Raw genomic sequence first — 13544 nt, forward strand, 5'->3', positions numbered from 1 at the left:
CCTGATCGTCGACGACTCCGCCCTGATGCGCAAACACCTTCGCCTGATCTTCGAGGAGACGGGCCAGTTCGAGGTGCGCACGGCGCGCAACGGCCGCGACGCCCTGGACCAGATCGACAGCTTCGAGCCCGACGTGGTCACCCTCGACATCAACATGCCCGAGATGGACGGGCTCACCTGCCTCGGCGAGATCATGGCGGTGCGCCCGCGCCCGGTGGTCATGGTCTCGTCGCTGACCCGCGAGAGCGCCGCCGTGACCCTGGAGGCGATGCAGCTCGGCGCCGTCGATTACGTGGAGAAGCCCGGCGGCACCGTCTCCCTCAACATCGGCGAGGTCCGGGACGAGATGGTCGCCAAGGTCCGCGTCGCGGCCCGGGCCAAGCCCCGCCGCGCCCGCGGCCTCCTCGACCGGGTCCGGCGCGGGCGCGGCGAGATCGCGAAGCGCCGCCCGGCGCCCCGAGCCGCGGCCCGCGTCGAGGGCTGCGTCCTGATCGGCGTGTCGACCGGGGGGACCGCGGACGCTGGAGGAGATCCTGCCGGAGCTTCCGGCCGACCTGCCCTGGCCGGTCGTGATCGCCCAGCACATGCCGGGCTCCTTCACGGGGGCCTTCGCCCAGCGCCTGGACCGCCTCTGCGCCCTGGAGGTGGTGGAGGTGACCGCCCCGGTCCCCCTCGCGGCGGGCCGCGTCTACATCGGCCGGGGCGACGCCGACGTGGTGATCGAGCGCCGGCTCGGCCGGCTCGCGGTCGCCACCGTCCCGAGCGACCCGGCCCTGCGCTGGCACCCCAGCGTCGACCGCCTCGTCCGCAGCGCCCGGGATCACCTGCCGCCCGAGGCCCTGATCGGCGTCGAACTCACCGGCATGGGCGACGACGGCGCCGCCGCCCTGGCGGCCCTGCGGGCTGCCGGCGGCCGCACCATCGCGGAGGCCGAGTCGAGCGCCGTCGTGTTCGGCATGCCGGCCGAGCTGATCCGCCTCGGCGGCGCGACCCTGACGCTGCCCGCCCGCTCCATCCCGGCGCAGCTCGTCGGCTGGCTCTCCTGAGATCGACACCGAGACTGCCATGGCCCTGGTCCGCAAGCACCCCGCCCTCCCCGCGCCGGCGGAAGCCCCGGAGGATCCCCGGATCGCCCTGGAGGGCCCGACGGCCGCCGGGCGCCGCGACGCGGCCCATCGCCTGGCCGCCGATCCCGACGCCGCCGGCCTGCTGGCCGACCGCCTCGCCCGCGAGGCGGACCGGAGCGTCGGCGAGGCGATCCTCGGCGCCCTCGGCCGCATCGGCACCCCGGCGGCGGCCGAGCGCCTGTTCGGCCTGCTGGGCTCGGAGGACGTCTGGCTGCGCAACGCCGCGATCGAGACGCTGCAGGAGATGGACGCGGCGGTGCTCTGCGCCCTCGAGCGGGCCCTCGCCGATCCCGACAGCGACCGCCGGATCTTCGCGGTGAACGTGCTGGTCTCCCTGCGCCACCCGGCGGCCGCGACCTACGCCCGCCGGGTCCTGGCCGAGGACGGGCACGTCAACGTCTGCGCCGCCGCCCTCGACGTGCTCGCCGAGATCGGCACGCCCGAGATGGTGCCGGAGCTTGAGGCCGCCGCCGCCCGCTTCCCCGACGCGCCGTTCCTGCGCTTCGCGGCCAGGGCCGCCTGCCGCCGCATCACCTGACCGGCGGCCGGCATGACCGCACCGTTCCCGCCGCCGACGCCCGTCGTCACCGATGCCGACTTCGTCCGCTTCCGCGACTTCTTCTACCGCAAGACCGGCATCATGTTCGCCGACAACAAGCGCTACTTCGTCGACAAGCGCCTGCAGGAGCGGATGCTCGCGAGCGCGCTGCCGGTCTTCCGCGACTACTTCAACACCCTGCGATTCCAGGCCAGCGGCCAGGAGTTCCAGACGCTCGTCAACCTGATGACCGTCAACGAGACCTACTTCTACCGCGAGGAGTACCAGTTCCGCTGCCTCGTCCGGTCGATCCTCCCGGAGGTTACCCGGCGCAAGCGGCCGGGCGAGCCGGTGCGGATCTGGTCGGTGCCCTGCTCGACCGGCGAGGAGCCCTACTCGATCGCCTTCCAGCTCCTCGACACGTGGCCGGAGGTCGACCGGTACGACATCGAGATCGTCGCCTCGGACATCGACACCGCCGTGCTCGACCAAGCCAAGCGCGGCCTCTACGGCGACCGCGCGGTCCAGCACGTCCCCCGGGCGACCCTGGAGCGCTACACCCGGCGGGTGCAGGGCGCCCACGAGGTGATCCCGGACATCCGCGAGTCGATCGCCTTCGCGCAGGTCAACCTCTCGGACCCGCTCTCGACCCGGCAGTTCCGCGGCTTCGACGTCGTGTTCTGCCGCAACCTGCTGATCTACTTCGACGACGCGTCCCGCCGCGGCGCCGCCCAGACGCTCTACGAGGCGCTCGATCCGGGCGGCTTCGTCTGCCTCGGCCATTCCGAGTCGATGAGCCGGATCTCCGCGCTGTTCGACCTCCGGAAGTTCGCGGAGGCGATCGTCTACCAGAAGCCCCTGAGCGCGGAGGCCTGACATGGCCAGGATCCTCGTCGTCGACGACGCCACCACGGTGCGCCTGTACTACCGCGACGTGCTGGAAGAGGCCGGCTTCGCGGTCGAGGAGGCCGTGAACGGCTACGAGGGCCTGGAGAAGGCCGTCGCCGAGGGCTTCGACCTCGTCCTCGTCGACGTGAACATGCCCAAGATGGACGGCTACGCCTTCCTGCGGCAGGGCCGGACCATGCCGGAGCTCCAGGCGGTGCCGGCCGTGATGATCTCCACGGAGAGCGCCGGCGCCGACCGCGCGCGGGCCTTCGCGGCGGGCGCCAACCTCTACCTCGTCAAGCCGGTGCGCCCGGACGCCCTCGTCGCGGTCGCCACCGTGATGGCCGGAGCCGCACCGTGACCAACGCCCTGCTCGCCCAGTTCATCCCCGAGGCCCGCGAGCTCCTGGAGCGCGCGGGGAGCGGCATGCTGGCCCTGGAGAAGTCGCCGGGCGCAGAATCCCTCGACGACGTCTTCCGGGCGGTGCACACCCTCAAGGGCACGTCCGGCCTGTTCGAGATCGCGCCGCTGACCCATCTGGTCCACGCGGCCGAGGACCTTCTGGTCGAGGTCCGGGCCGGCACGCTCGTCCTGGAACCCGCGATCGTGGACGGGCTCCTCGACAGCCTCGATCTGGTCGGCCACTGGATCGACGTCCTGGAGAGCCGCGCGGTCCTGCCGGACGACGCCGACGCCGTCATGGCGGGCCGGGTGACGGCCCTGCGGGCGTGGCTCCCCGCGGCGATCGAGGCCACCGTCGCGCGGGCCGATTACGGGCCGCCGGACTGGCTCGCCGACCTCCCCGAGGCGGACCGGCAGGCCGCCTGGAGGCGCGCCTCGGCATCGGGCGCCCCCCTGACCGCCTGGCACTACGAGCCCGACGAGACCTGCTTCTTCCGCGGCGACGACCCGGCCCATCTTGTGGCGCAGGCCCCGGGCCTCGTCGCGCTGCGGGTACGGCCGCGCACCGCAACACCGTCGCCGGAGACCTGCGACCCGGTGCTGAGCTGGCTCCGCTTCGAGGTTCTGTGCGTCGCCGACGCCGAGGCGGTCGCCGATCATCTGCGCTACGTCGCCGATCAGGTCCGGGTCGGCGCGATCCGGCCGGACGACCTGATCGTTTTGACCGGGACGGAGGATGAGGCCGAGGTGTTCGGCGACTTCGCCGCGCGGGCCGGGACGCTCCTCGCCGAGGACGCCCGGGCGGACCTCGCCGCCGCCGCCGCCGCCCTGCTGGGGATCGTCGGCGCCGGGACCCGGCAGGCCTGCGCCCTGCGCTGGATCGCGGCGCTGGCCGCCACGGCGGAGACCGAGACGCTGCGCCGCCTCGCCGCCGACCTCGGCGGCCCGCGGCCGGCCTCGGGTTCGCCGCCGACCGATCGGCCGCCCGCAGAGGCGCCCGCCCCGGACCTCGCCCTGCGCCAGCAGGCCGAGGCGATCCTCGCCGCGCAGGCCGAGATGCTGGCCGTGCCGACGGACCCGGCCGTCGCGGAGGGCCGGTTCGAGTCCGTGCGCACGGTGGTGCGGCGCTGCCTGCCGCATCTGGTGCCCGGCCGGGCCGCCGCCCTGGAAGCAGCCCTGGGCCGAGCGCGCGCGGGCGCCACCGAGACCCTCGGCGCCGTCCTCCGCGGCGTGGCGAGCGGCGCGGCCGCCGCACCGCCGATGCCGACACCCTCCGGAGAGCCCGCGCCGCGGCCCACCGCGGCCCCGCCGCCGGCGACCGAGCCGCGCGATGCCCCGGAGGGATCCGGCCCTGACGCCAAGGGTCCGGCGCGCATGCTGCGGGTCGAGCAGGGCAAGGTCGACGCCCTGATGAACTTCGCGGCCGAGCTGACGGTCGCCAAGAACGGGCTCGCCTATCTCGCCGGACGCGTCGAGCAGGTCAGCGGCTCGCGCCAGCTCGGTCGGGAGATCAAGGAGCAGTACGCGGTCATCGACCGGATCGCCCAGAGCTTGCAGGTCGGCGTCATGGCGATCCGCATGATGCCGGTGAGCCAGGTTTTCCAGCGCTTCCCCCGGCTCGTCCGCGACATCACGCGCAAGCTCGGCAAGGAGGTCGAGCTGGTGATCCTGGGCGAGGAGACCGAGGCCGACAAGAACGTGCTGGAGAGCCTCGCCGACCCGCTGATCCACATGGTCCGCAACGCTCTCGATCACGGCATCGAGATCCCCGCGATCCGGATCGCCGCCGGGAAGCCGGCGCGCGGCACCCTGCGGCTCGCGGCGCGGCAGGAGAACGACAACGTCATCATCGAGGTGGCCGATGACGGCCGCGGCATCGACCCGGAGGCGGTCCGCGAGAAGGCGCTGCGCAGCGGTCTGATCGGCCCGGATCAGGCCGCCCAGATGACCGCGGAGGATCTCGTCAACCTCGTCTTCGCGCCCGGCTTCTCGACGCGGGATCAGGTCTCGGACCTCTCGGGTCGGGGCGTCGGGATGGACGTCGTGCGCAGCGCGGTGCGCAGGGCGGGCGGCGACGTCTGGCTCGCGAGCCAGCCGGGCGCGGGCACCTGCGTGACCGTGCAGCTGCCCCTGACCATGGCGGTGACCCGCATCGTCACCGTGGTGGCGCGGGGCCAGCAATACGGGGTCGCCATGGACGCGGTGGCCGAGACCGTGAAGGTTCCGCGGGACCAGATCCACCGGATCAAGCAGCGCGAGACCTTCGTCCTGCGGGACGCGATGATCCCCCTGATCCGGCTCGCCGACAGCCTGGGCCTCCCGGCGGCCTTGGACGCGCCGCCGGAGGAGGAGGCCGTCATGGTCGCCCGTGTCGGACGCGAGCGGGTCGGCATCGTGGTCGACGGCTTCCGCGAGCGCATGGAGGTCATCGTGCGGCCCCTCGACGGTCTCCTCGCCGGCCTCGCGGGCTTCTCCGGGACGGCGCTCCTCGGCGACGGAAGGGTTCTCCTCGTCCTCAACCTGTCGGATCTGCTCTGATGGCCCTCGAACACAGCGGCGCCCGCATCCGGCTCTCGGGCCACTGCCCGGTCGAGGATGCCGAGCCGCTGCTCGATATCCTGCGCGCCACCCCGGAGGCCGTCGTCGACCTCACCGGCGCGGCGTGGCTCCACACGGCGGTCCTCCAGGTGCTGATGGTCGCGGCACCCGCCCTCCGCGGCCGGCCGGCCGGAGCCGTGCCGGCGGCCTGCCTGGCCGCGCTGCCCGAGGCCGCCGCGGAAGGCGCCGCGGAGGCCGAGCGCGGATGACCGAGCCGGGGACCGGGCGCATCCTCGCCGTGGCGAACCGCAAGGGCGGCACCGCCAAGACCACGACGGCCGTGAATCTCGCCGCAAGCCTCGCGGAGCGCGGCCGGCGGGTGCTGCTCGTCGACCTCGACAGCCAGGGCCATGCCGGCCTCGGCTTCGGCGTGCGGGCGAGGCCCGGCAAGCCGACGGTGCACGACCTGTTCCGCGGCACCGGGGTGACGGATCTCGGGCGCGCCGTGCGGCGCACCGCCGTGCCGAACGTGGACGTGCTGCCGGCCGATCGCGGCTTCTCGGGCCCCGACGGCGCCGTCGCGCCCCTCGGACTCGCGGCGGCGCTGAAGTCCCTGGCGACGGATTACGCGGTGATCCTGATCGACACCGCACCGACGGCCGACGCCCTGCTGATCAGCGCCCTGGCGAGCGCGCACCACGTCCTGGTTCCGACACAGCTCAGCCACCTCGCGGTGGACGGCGTCGGGCAGTTTTCGCGCGCGTTCTTCCGGGTGGCGACGAGCCTCAATCCCGGTCTGCGCGGCCTCTCGATCGTGCCGGTGCAGGTGGATCTCCGGATCACGATGCAGCGGGAGGCCCTCGAGCAGCTCGCGAGCCGGTTCGGCCGGGAGCGCCTCCTGGCTGGGATCCGCACGGACATCGCTCTGGCGGAGGCCTTCGGATGCGGACGGCCGGTTCGGTACGTGAAGCCCCGTGCGCGGGCGGTGCAGGACTTCGAGCTGTTATGCGACCACGTCATGGAAAAATGCATTGCCGGGCAGATTGGAACGATTAAAACTTAGCCGTTAGCACAGACATGGAGTTCAGAGCGAGAAATGAATACGATATTACTGGTGGACGACTCACCGACCATTCTTTCGAGCATGTCAGGAATACTTCGCAGTTCGGGATATGAAACCGAACAGGCTGCCGATGCCGAGACGGCACTCGCGAAGGTCAAGGCAGGCCTGAAGCCGGCCCTCGTGATCACGGACTTCCACATGCCCGGCATGGACGGCGTCCAGTTGATCCAGGAGTTGCGGAAGCTCGCGCCGACCCGCTTCACGCCGATGCTCGTTCTCACGACGGAATCGCAGCAGGAGAAGCGCGACGGCGCGCGTCAGGCGGGGGCGACCGGCTGGCTGGTGAAGCCGGTCCAGGCCGACAAGCTGCTGCAGGTCCTCACACAGGTCGCCCCCGCGATTCAGCGCCGCGCCGCCTGATCCGGGCGACCCCTCTCCGCTGAAGCCCGCTCCGCTGAAGCCCGCTCCGCGGGCCTCGGCCTCGCCCGGCCCCGCGCCACCGCTTCCGACCGAATGACCGTTCCCGCGATGCAGATTGCTGCCCGTCCCTCCGCGAAGACCGAGCTGCGGACGCTCCTGCTCAGTGCCGCGGCCGGCGGCGCGATCGGGGCCGTGCCGCTGATCCTGGGGATCGCGCAGCCGGCGCAGCTCCTCTTCGCGGCCGCCGCCGCGCTCTGCGGGGGCCTCGTGACCCGCGGGCTGCAACCGTCCTGCCGCGCGGTCGAGCCGGATGCCCCGCCGATGGCGGTCACGCTTCGGGCCGAACCGGCGGCCGCCCCGGCGCACGGAGCGGCCTGCGCCGAGGCCGTGGCCCGGGATCTCGGCGACCTCGACCCCTATTTCGCCGTGACGGGCGAGCAGCTGCGCAGCATCGTCGCGCAGACCGAGGCGGCCGCCGCCGCGATCCTCGCCTCGCTGGAGAGGCTCGACGGCGCCCAGGCGCGCAGCGCCGCCTGCATCGGCGGCGCGCACGACCGCATCGTCGGCTTCGCCGAGCAGAGCGACGCCGCGCTGCAATCCCTGGCGGCGGCCCTCGGCGCCTATCTCGACCGGCGCTTGAACGAGACCCGCGAGGAACGCGGCCCCGTCGAGGTGGCCGTCGGGCAGATGCGCGGGCTCGATGCCCTGATCCTCAGCCTCGAGAAGGTCGGGGCGGCGACCCGGATGCTGGCGCTCAACGCCAACATCGAGGCGGCCCGCGCCGGGGCCCACGGAGCCGGCTTCCGGGTCATCGCCCGGGAGCTCCAGGATCTCGCGCAGACCTCCCAGACCGCGATGGCCGAGGCGCGCGTGCAGGTGGCGGACGCGCAGCAGACGATCAGCCGGGTGCTGATCGCCGATCGCGGGGACGACGCGACCCGCACCGAGCAGGAGCGCCTCCGCGCGCTGATGGCCGAACTCGGCGGGATCGCCGAGACGACCACCCGGGTCCTCCTCGGGATGGCGCGGACGGACCTCGCCGAGGTCAAGGCGCAGAATGCGGCGGTGGGCGACGAGGTGCTGTCGGTCTTCGGCCAAGTTCAGTTCCAGGACGTCGTCCGCCAGCAGATCGAGGCGGTCGATGCCGCCAACGCGGCGCTGCAGCTCTGCCTCGACGGCCTGCGCCGGCGGCTAATCGGCACCGGGCCGGGGCGGGCGAGCGCGCCGGCGGCGATCCTCGAGACCGCGCGAGCGCGCTACGTCACCCAGATCCAGCGCCGCGTCGACGCCCAGGCCCTCGACCAAGTCGTCGACCAAGCCCTCGACCCGGTAGCGCCCGACATCGAGCTGTTCTGACGGGGCGGGCCGCGATGTCACGGAAGCGTCAGAAAACAGCGCCACATCCGCGGCACAGCTTGCATCGACCGTCGCGGTGCCGGATGCGGGCTGCGGCCCCGCGCTGTCCCGTGACCGATCCGCATCCGAGACCTGTACGTGATCTTCATCCACCAGCCCGCCGTCGGCGCCGGAGCCACGCTGCTTGAGCGCCGCGTCATCGATCTCCAGGACACGATCCCCGAGGACACGGTCTGGCTCGATCTGATCCGCCCGAGCCGCGAGGAGGAACTGAAGGTCGAGTCGTTCGCGGGCATCGAGGTGCCGACCCGCGAGGAGATGAAGGACATCGAGCCCTCGGAGCTGCTCTACGTCGAGGACGGCGCCCGTTACATGACCGGCCGGGTGCTCTCGAAGGTCAGCGACGCCGAGGAGCCGGGGCTGGCCGGCATCACCTTCATCCTGCGCGGCAACCGGCTGGTGACGGTGCGCCACGAGGAGCCGCAGGCCTTCCGCATGTACACGCAGCGCGCCGGGCGCTCGATGGGCAACGGCGGCGCCTCGACACCCTCGGGCGAATCGATCCTGGCCGGGCTGATCGAGGCGGTGATCGACCGGGCCGCCGACGTTCTGCAGCTCCAGGGCGAGCGCATCGACCGCCTGTCGGGCAAGATCTTCGAAGTGCAGGAGGACCCCTCCGCCCGCAACACCGCGCTGCAGGACACGCTGCGGGCGCTGGGCCGGCACGGCGATCTCATCTCCAAACAGCGCGAGAGCCTCGTCTCCATGGAGCGGATCCTGCTCTCGCTGTCGGCGACTTACCGGACCAACAAGGCCCCGCGCGACCTGCGCGAGGACGTGCGCTCGACCCTGCGGGATCTTCAGTCCCTCGAGGAGCACGCAACCTTCCTGTCGACGAAGATCCAATTCCTGCTCGACGCGACCTTGGGGCTCGTCAACCTCGAGCAGAACAACATCATCAAGCTGTTCTCGGTCATGGCCGTTGTCTTCATGCCCCCGACGCTGATCGCGTCGATCTACGGCATGAATTTTAAGTCCATACCGGAACTAGATTTCGCCTTCGGATATCCGATGGCGCTGATCATGATGGTCGTGGCCGCCGTATTTCCCTACTTCTTCTTTCGGTGGAAGAAGTGGCTCTGACAACAAATGCTGGTATAGAGCCGACAGAATCTTAAGACCTCTGCGGGAGCATGGTGGGGCCTGAAGGCGCGGCGCGGCCGCGTAGACGGAACCTCCCATGCGCTTCTCCCTCAAGACGGTCCTCGCCGGTGCCATCGGCCTGCTCGCCCTCGCCGCCGTCGGCCAGGGCATCGCCAGCGTCGTGAGCCTGTCGGAGATCGAGCGGAACGCCGCGGCGATCTCGCAGCAGGCCCTGCCCGCGCAGAACCAGGCCGAGGCCATCGGGACGGCCGTGCGGGACGCGCGCCTGCGGCTCTACCGGCTCGCGGTGGCCTCGCCCGACGCGGCGGCCCTGGACAGGAACCAGACGGCGCTGACCGACGCCCTCGGCGAGTTGTCCGGCCTCCGGCAAGCCTATCAGGACCGCCTGACGAGCCCGCAGGCCCGGGCGATCTACGAGCGCTTCACCAACGCGTGGAACGCCTACCAGAACATCCAGCTGCAGGTGGTCGAGCTGATGATCGCGGGCGACCAGCCGGGCGCCGTCGCACTCGTGCTGGATCCCGCGACGGGGGCGCAGAACGACGCCGCGGTGGCCAGCCTGACCGAGTCGATCGCGGCGGCGCGGGGCCAGACCGAGGCCAACGTCACCCAGACCGTGCAGGCGGCGACGCGGGCCAAGCTGATCGCGCTGATCGCCACGGTGGTGGGCCTCGCGGTCGCGGCGGCCGCGATGCTGTTCGCCCTGTTCGGGATCGCGCGGCCGATCCAGCGCATGACCGGCGCGATGGGCCGCCTCGCCGAGGGCGACGAGACCGTGCCGGTCCCGCATACGGGACGGCGCGACGAGATCGGCGCGATGGCGGCGGCCGTGCAGGTCTTCAAGGACAACCTGATCCACACCCGCGCCCTGGAGCGGGAGACCGCGCTGGCGCGCGAGGGCGCCGAGGCGCAGCGCCGGCGCGCGGTCCACGCCATGGCCGAGTCCTTCGAGGCCGCGGTCGGCGGCGTGCTGGCCCGGGTGGCGGACGCCGCCCTCGGCCTGCGGGCCGACGCCGAGGCGATGAGCGGTACGGCCACGCACACCGCGGAGCGCTCGGCCACGGTGGCGGGCGCCGCGCAGGAGGCCGCCCAGCATGTCGGCACGGTCGCGGCGGCCGCCGAGGAACTCGGCGCCTCGGTGCAGGAGATCGGCCGCCAGGTCGACGGGTCCGCCGAACTCGCCCGGAGCGCGGTGGTCCAGGCCGGCGACACGGCCGGCCTCGTGCAGGAACTGAGCACCGCCGCGGGCCGGATCGGCGACGTCGTGCGCCTCATCACCGACATCGCCGGCCAGACGAACCTGCTGGCGCTGAACGCCACGATCGAGGCGGCCCGCGCCGGCGATGCGGGGCGCGGTTTCGCGGTGGTCGCCAGCGAGGTGAAGCAGCTCGCCGCCCAGACCGCCCGGGCCACCGAGGAGATCGCCGGTCAGGTCGGCCGTATCCAGGGCGCGACCGGGCAGACCGTGGACGCGATCGACGGGATCACGGCGCGCATCCGCGAGATCGACGGGGTGGCGACCTCGATCGCGGCCGCCGTCGAGCAGCAGGGCGCGGCGACCCGGGAGATCGCCCGGAACGTGGCCGAGGCGGCGTCCGGGACCGGCGCGGTCACCGGGACGATCGACGCGGTGGCGCGGGCGGCCGACGACACGGGCACGGCCGCCTCGCGGATGCTGGCCTCGGCGTCGAGTCTCTCGGAGGAGGCCGCCGAGCTGCGCCGGGAGATCGACGCCTTCCTGCACACCGTGCGCGCGGCCTGAGGCTCGGCCTCAGGCTCAGCCGGGGCTCGACAGCTTCATCAGGACGAGCCCGGAGCCGATCAGGCCGGCCGCGAGGATCCGGCTGGCGCTCGCCTGCTCCCCCAGCACGGCGATGCCGACCAGGAAGGCGCCGACCGCGCCGATTCCGGTCCAGATCGTGTAGGCGGTGCCCAGGGGCAGCGTGCGCATGGCCAGCGCTAGGAAGCCGACGCTGCCGGCCATCGACACGGCCATGATGGCGGTCGGCCAGAGGCGCGTGAAGCCCTCCGACTGCTTCATCGCGAAGGCCCAGACGACCTCCAGCACGCCCGCGGTGACGAGATAGATCCAGGCCACGGCGGCCCTCCCGAAAGGGCCGGGCCGTCCCGGACTTGTGCCCCGCGCGGCGGGGGGAGGACGTGGCCTCGCGGCGGGTCAGCTAGCGATGATCGGCCGAGCCCGCAAGCGCGGCGGCCGCGGATCCCTCAGGCCACCGCGGCGAGGTGCTTGACCTCGGCCTTGGCCACCACCTTGCCGACCGGCGGCGCCTTGCAGGTCTCCGCCTCGGGCGCCAGGACCGGCGGCTGCACCCAGCGGCCGGCATCGAGGTCGGCGATCCGGCCGTTGATCTCGCGGATGACGTAGCGCGAGAACGGGTAGACGTGGAGGTAGATCACCATGTTGGTGACCACGGCCTCCAGGGCGGCCGGGTTGCGGCGGGCGGTCTCCAGGAACACGCTCCAGAAGTGCTTGGCGAGTTCCGGACGCCGCACGGTCATCCGCCAGCACACCCGCAGCAGCGAGTAGAGATCGTGGGCGATGTGGCCCCAGTTGAGCTTCTGGGCGGCGAATTTCGGCCGCTTCACCCGCCGGGCGACCACCCGGACCCGGTCGAAGAAGTTCGGCGGGTCGTAGATCTCCTGGAGGACGTCGCGGTAGTCGGCCAGCACGTCGCGCTGCGGCCGCAGGGTCACGAAGTTGATGCCCTGCGTGCACTGGTCGCCCTGGTCGGCGGTGGTCGCCGCGTAGTTCTCGTAGAGGCGGCCCTCCTTGCGCAGGCGGCGCGAGAGCTGCGTGTTCGGCAGCGCGAAGAGCAGGCCGACCATGGCGATCGGGATGCCGGTCTGGCCGATGCACAGCGACATCGCCTTGCTGATGCTGTCCTTCTCGGTGTCGAAGCCGACGATGAAGCCGGCCGTGACGAACATGCCGTGCTCGTAGAGCTTGTGCACGCTGTCGGCGATCGAGCGCTTGGTGTTCTGCTTCTTCTGCGTCTGGATCAGCGTCGCCTCGTCGGGCGTCTCGATCCCCGTGAACAGGGCGAAGAAATTCGCGTCCCGCATCATCCCGAGCAGCTCGTCGTCGTCCGCGAGGTTCAGCGAGGCCTCGGTGGAGAACTTGAACGGGTAGCCGTGCTCCTCCTGCCACTTGATCAGGTGGGGCAGGAACAGTTTGATCGCCTTCTTGTTGCCGATCAGGTTGTCGTCGACGAAGTCGACGTGCCCGCGGTAGCCGAGGCCGTAGAGCCGGTCGAGCTCCGCCAGCATCTGCGGCGTGGTCTTGGTCCGCGGGGCGCGGCCGTAGAGCTCGATGATGTCGCAGAACTCGCAGGTGAACGGGCAGCCGCGCGAGAACTGGACGCCGATGTAGAGGTAGTGGCTGAAGGTCAGCAGGTCGAAGCGCGGGATCGGGCTCTTGGTGACGTCGGCCTTGAACTTCTCGGCCGTGAGCCGGCCGCGGCGCTCGCCGGCCTCCCAGGCGGCCACGAACTTGTCGAGAATGCCCTCGGCCTCGCCCAGCACCAGGAAGTCGGCCTTGTCGTAGACCTCCGGCGTCGAGGTCGGGGCCGGGCCGCCGACGCAGACCGGGGTTCCGAGCGCCACGCAGCGGTCGATGACCACGAGGCAGTCCGGCTCCTGGGGCAGCATGCCGCCGGTCATCACGAGGTCGGCGGCCTGGATCTGCGCGTCCGTCAGTTCCTCGCAGTTGCGGTTGACGAGCGTCACCTGCCAGGCCGGCGGCAGCATCGCGGCCAGCGTGATGAGGCCCAGCGGCGGCGCCGGCGCGCGGGCGCCCTGCAGCTCCATGGCCTCTTTGAAGTTCCACATCGAGTTTTCGTAGAACTTCGGGAACACCATCAGCACGCGCGGGGCCGTGTTCGCTTCCGACATGCCAGTTTCCCTCGTTCACACGCACGGTCCCGGCCCGACCGGAGATCGGGGCGGGTACAGGATCGCTCCCCTGACCTGCGGGCGAATTAAGGCCGTTTTTCGCTCCCGCAGCAATCGGAGCCGCCGATCCCGACAG

General features: G+C 72.0%; 13 protein-coding genes and 1 pseudogene. 12 read left to right on the forward strand and 2 right to left on the reverse strand.

Annotated features, from left to right (window positions below; all coding sequences use genetic code 11):
- Positions 1-25: 25 nt before the first annotated feature.
- The 12 genes and pseudogenes from BLW78_RS32180 to BLW78_RS26085 all read left to right on the forward strand — a co-directional run.
- A pseudogene (locus tag BLW78_RS32180) lies at positions 26-250 on the forward strand (response regulator); the annotation flags it as partial.
- A gap of 304 nt (positions 251-554) precedes the next feature.
- Positions 555-1046: a CheB methylesterase domain-containing protein gene (locus BLW78_RS32185; RefSeq protein WP_348272468.1), complete on the forward strand. Its 492-nt coding sequence runs from the start codon at positions 555-557 to the stop codon at positions 1044-1046.
- 19 nt (positions 1047-1065) lie between these two features.
- Entirely contained in the window at positions 1066-1665 is a 600-nt protein-coding gene (locus tag BLW78_RS26040; RefSeq protein ID WP_091683011.1) for a HEAT repeat domain-containing protein, read from the forward strand.
- Positions 1666-1677: 12 nt separating this feature from the next.
- Positions 1678-2541, forward strand: a complete 864-nt coding sequence (locus BLW78_RS26045) for a CheR family methyltransferase (RefSeq protein WP_020095616.1) — start codon at positions 1678-1680, stop codon at positions 2539-2541.
- 1 nt (position 2542) lies between these two features.
- Positions 2543-2914: a response regulator transcription factor gene (locus BLW78_RS26050; protein ID WP_091683012.1), complete on the forward strand. Its 372-nt coding sequence runs from the start codon at positions 2543-2545 to the stop codon at positions 2912-2914.
- Entirely contained in the window at positions 2911-5493 is a 2583-nt protein-coding gene (locus BLW78_RS26055) for a chemotaxis protein CheA (protein ID WP_091683014.1), read from the forward strand. Before BLW78_RS26050 ends, BLW78_RS26055 begins: the two co-directional genes overlap by 4 nt.
- On the forward strand, positions 5493-5762 hold the full coding sequence (locus tag BLW78_RS26060; RefSeq protein ID WP_042672513.1) for a hypothetical protein: 270 nt from the start codon (positions 5493-5495) through the stop codon (positions 5760-5762). The genes BLW78_RS26055 and BLW78_RS26060 overlap by 1 nt, the downstream gene beginning before the upstream one ends.
- The gene (locus tag BLW78_RS26065) at positions 5759-6556 is read left to right on the forward strand and encodes a ParA family protein (protein WP_091683016.1); all 798 of its coding nucleotides are present in this window, start codon (positions 5759-5761) and stop codon (positions 6554-6556) included. The genes BLW78_RS26060 and BLW78_RS26065 overlap by 4 nt, the downstream gene beginning before the upstream one ends.
- Positions 6557-6607: 51 nt before the next feature.
- The gene (locus BLW78_RS26070; RefSeq protein ID WP_085986780.1) at positions 6608-6976 is read left to right on the forward strand and encodes a response regulator; all 369 of its coding nucleotides are present in this window, start codon (positions 6608-6610) and stop codon (positions 6974-6976) included.
- A 108-nt stretch (positions 6977-7084) separates the two neighbouring features.
- The gene (locus BLW78_RS26075) at positions 7085-8332 is read left to right on the forward strand and encodes a methyl-accepting chemotaxis protein (RefSeq protein WP_139307749.1); all 1248 of its coding nucleotides are present in this window, start codon (positions 7085-7087) and stop codon (positions 8330-8332) included.
- 138 nt (positions 8333-8470) lie between these two features.
- Positions 8471-9475, forward strand: a complete 1005-nt coding sequence (locus tag BLW78_RS26080; RefSeq protein WP_012320756.1) for a magnesium transporter CorA family protein — start codon at positions 8471-8473, stop codon at positions 9473-9475.
- 97 nt (positions 9476-9572) lie between these two features.
- The gene (locus tag BLW78_RS26085; protein WP_091683017.1) at positions 9573-11258 is read left to right on the forward strand and encodes a methyl-accepting chemotaxis protein; all 1686 of its coding nucleotides are present in this window, start codon (positions 9573-9575) and stop codon (positions 11256-11258) included.
- Between the two features lie 15 nt (positions 11259-11273).
- On the opposite strand, the gene BLW78_RS26090 is transcribed toward BLW78_RS26085, so the two are convergent.
- Positions 11274-11594, reverse strand: a complete 321-nt coding sequence (locus BLW78_RS26090) for a DMT family transporter (protein WP_091683019.1) — start codon at positions 11592-11594, stop codon at positions 11274-11276.
- A 128-nt stretch (positions 11595-11722) separates the two neighbouring features.
- Positions 11723-13408 (reverse strand): B12-binding domain-containing radical SAM protein, encoded by a 1686-nt coding sequence (locus tag BLW78_RS26095; RefSeq protein ID WP_056526299.1) that lies wholly within the window; start codon positions 13406-13408, stop codon positions 11723-11725.
- Positions 13409-13544: the final 136 nt, after the last annotated feature.

Source organism: Methylobacterium sp. 275MFSha3.1, assembly GCF_900108435.1.
Classification (GTDB): Bacteria; Pseudomonadota; Alphaproteobacteria; order Rhizobiales; family Beijerinckiaceae; genus Methylobacterium.

Excerpts from the sequence above, each read along its gene's own strand:
- BLW78_RS26040 (WP_091683011.1), top strand. The coding sequence starts at position 1,066 with ATGGCCCTGGTCCGCAAGCACCCCGCCCTCCCCGCGCCGGCGGAAGCC.
- BLW78_RS26045 (WP_020095616.1), top strand. The coding sequence starts at position 1,678 with ATGACCGCACCGTTCCCGCCGCCGACGCCCGTCGTCACCGATGCCGAC.
- BLW78_RS26050 (WP_091683012.1), top strand. The coding sequence starts at position 2,543 with ATGGCCAGGATCCTCGTCGTCGACGACGCCACCACGGTGCGCCTGTAC.
- BLW78_RS26060 (WP_042672513.1), top strand. The coding sequence starts at position 5,493 with ATGGCCCTCGAACACAGCGGCGCCCGCATCCGGCTCTCGGGCCACTGC.
- BLW78_RS26065 (WP_091683016.1), top strand. The coding sequence starts at position 5,759 with ATGACCGAGCCGGGGACCGGGCGCATCCTCGCCGTGGCGAACCGCAAG.
- BLW78_RS26075 (WP_139307749.1), top strand. The coding sequence starts at position 7,085 with ATGCAGATTGCTGCCCGTCCCTCCGCGAAGACCGAGCTGCGGACGCTC.
- BLW78_RS26085 (WP_091683017.1), top strand. The coding sequence starts at position 9,573 with ATGCGCTTCTCCCTCAAGACGGTCCTCGCCGGTGCCATCGGCCTGCTC.
- BLW78_RS26095 (WP_056526299.1), bottom strand. The coding sequence starts at position 13,408 with ATGTCGGAAGCGAACACGGCCCCGCGCGTGCTGATGGTGTTCCCGAAG.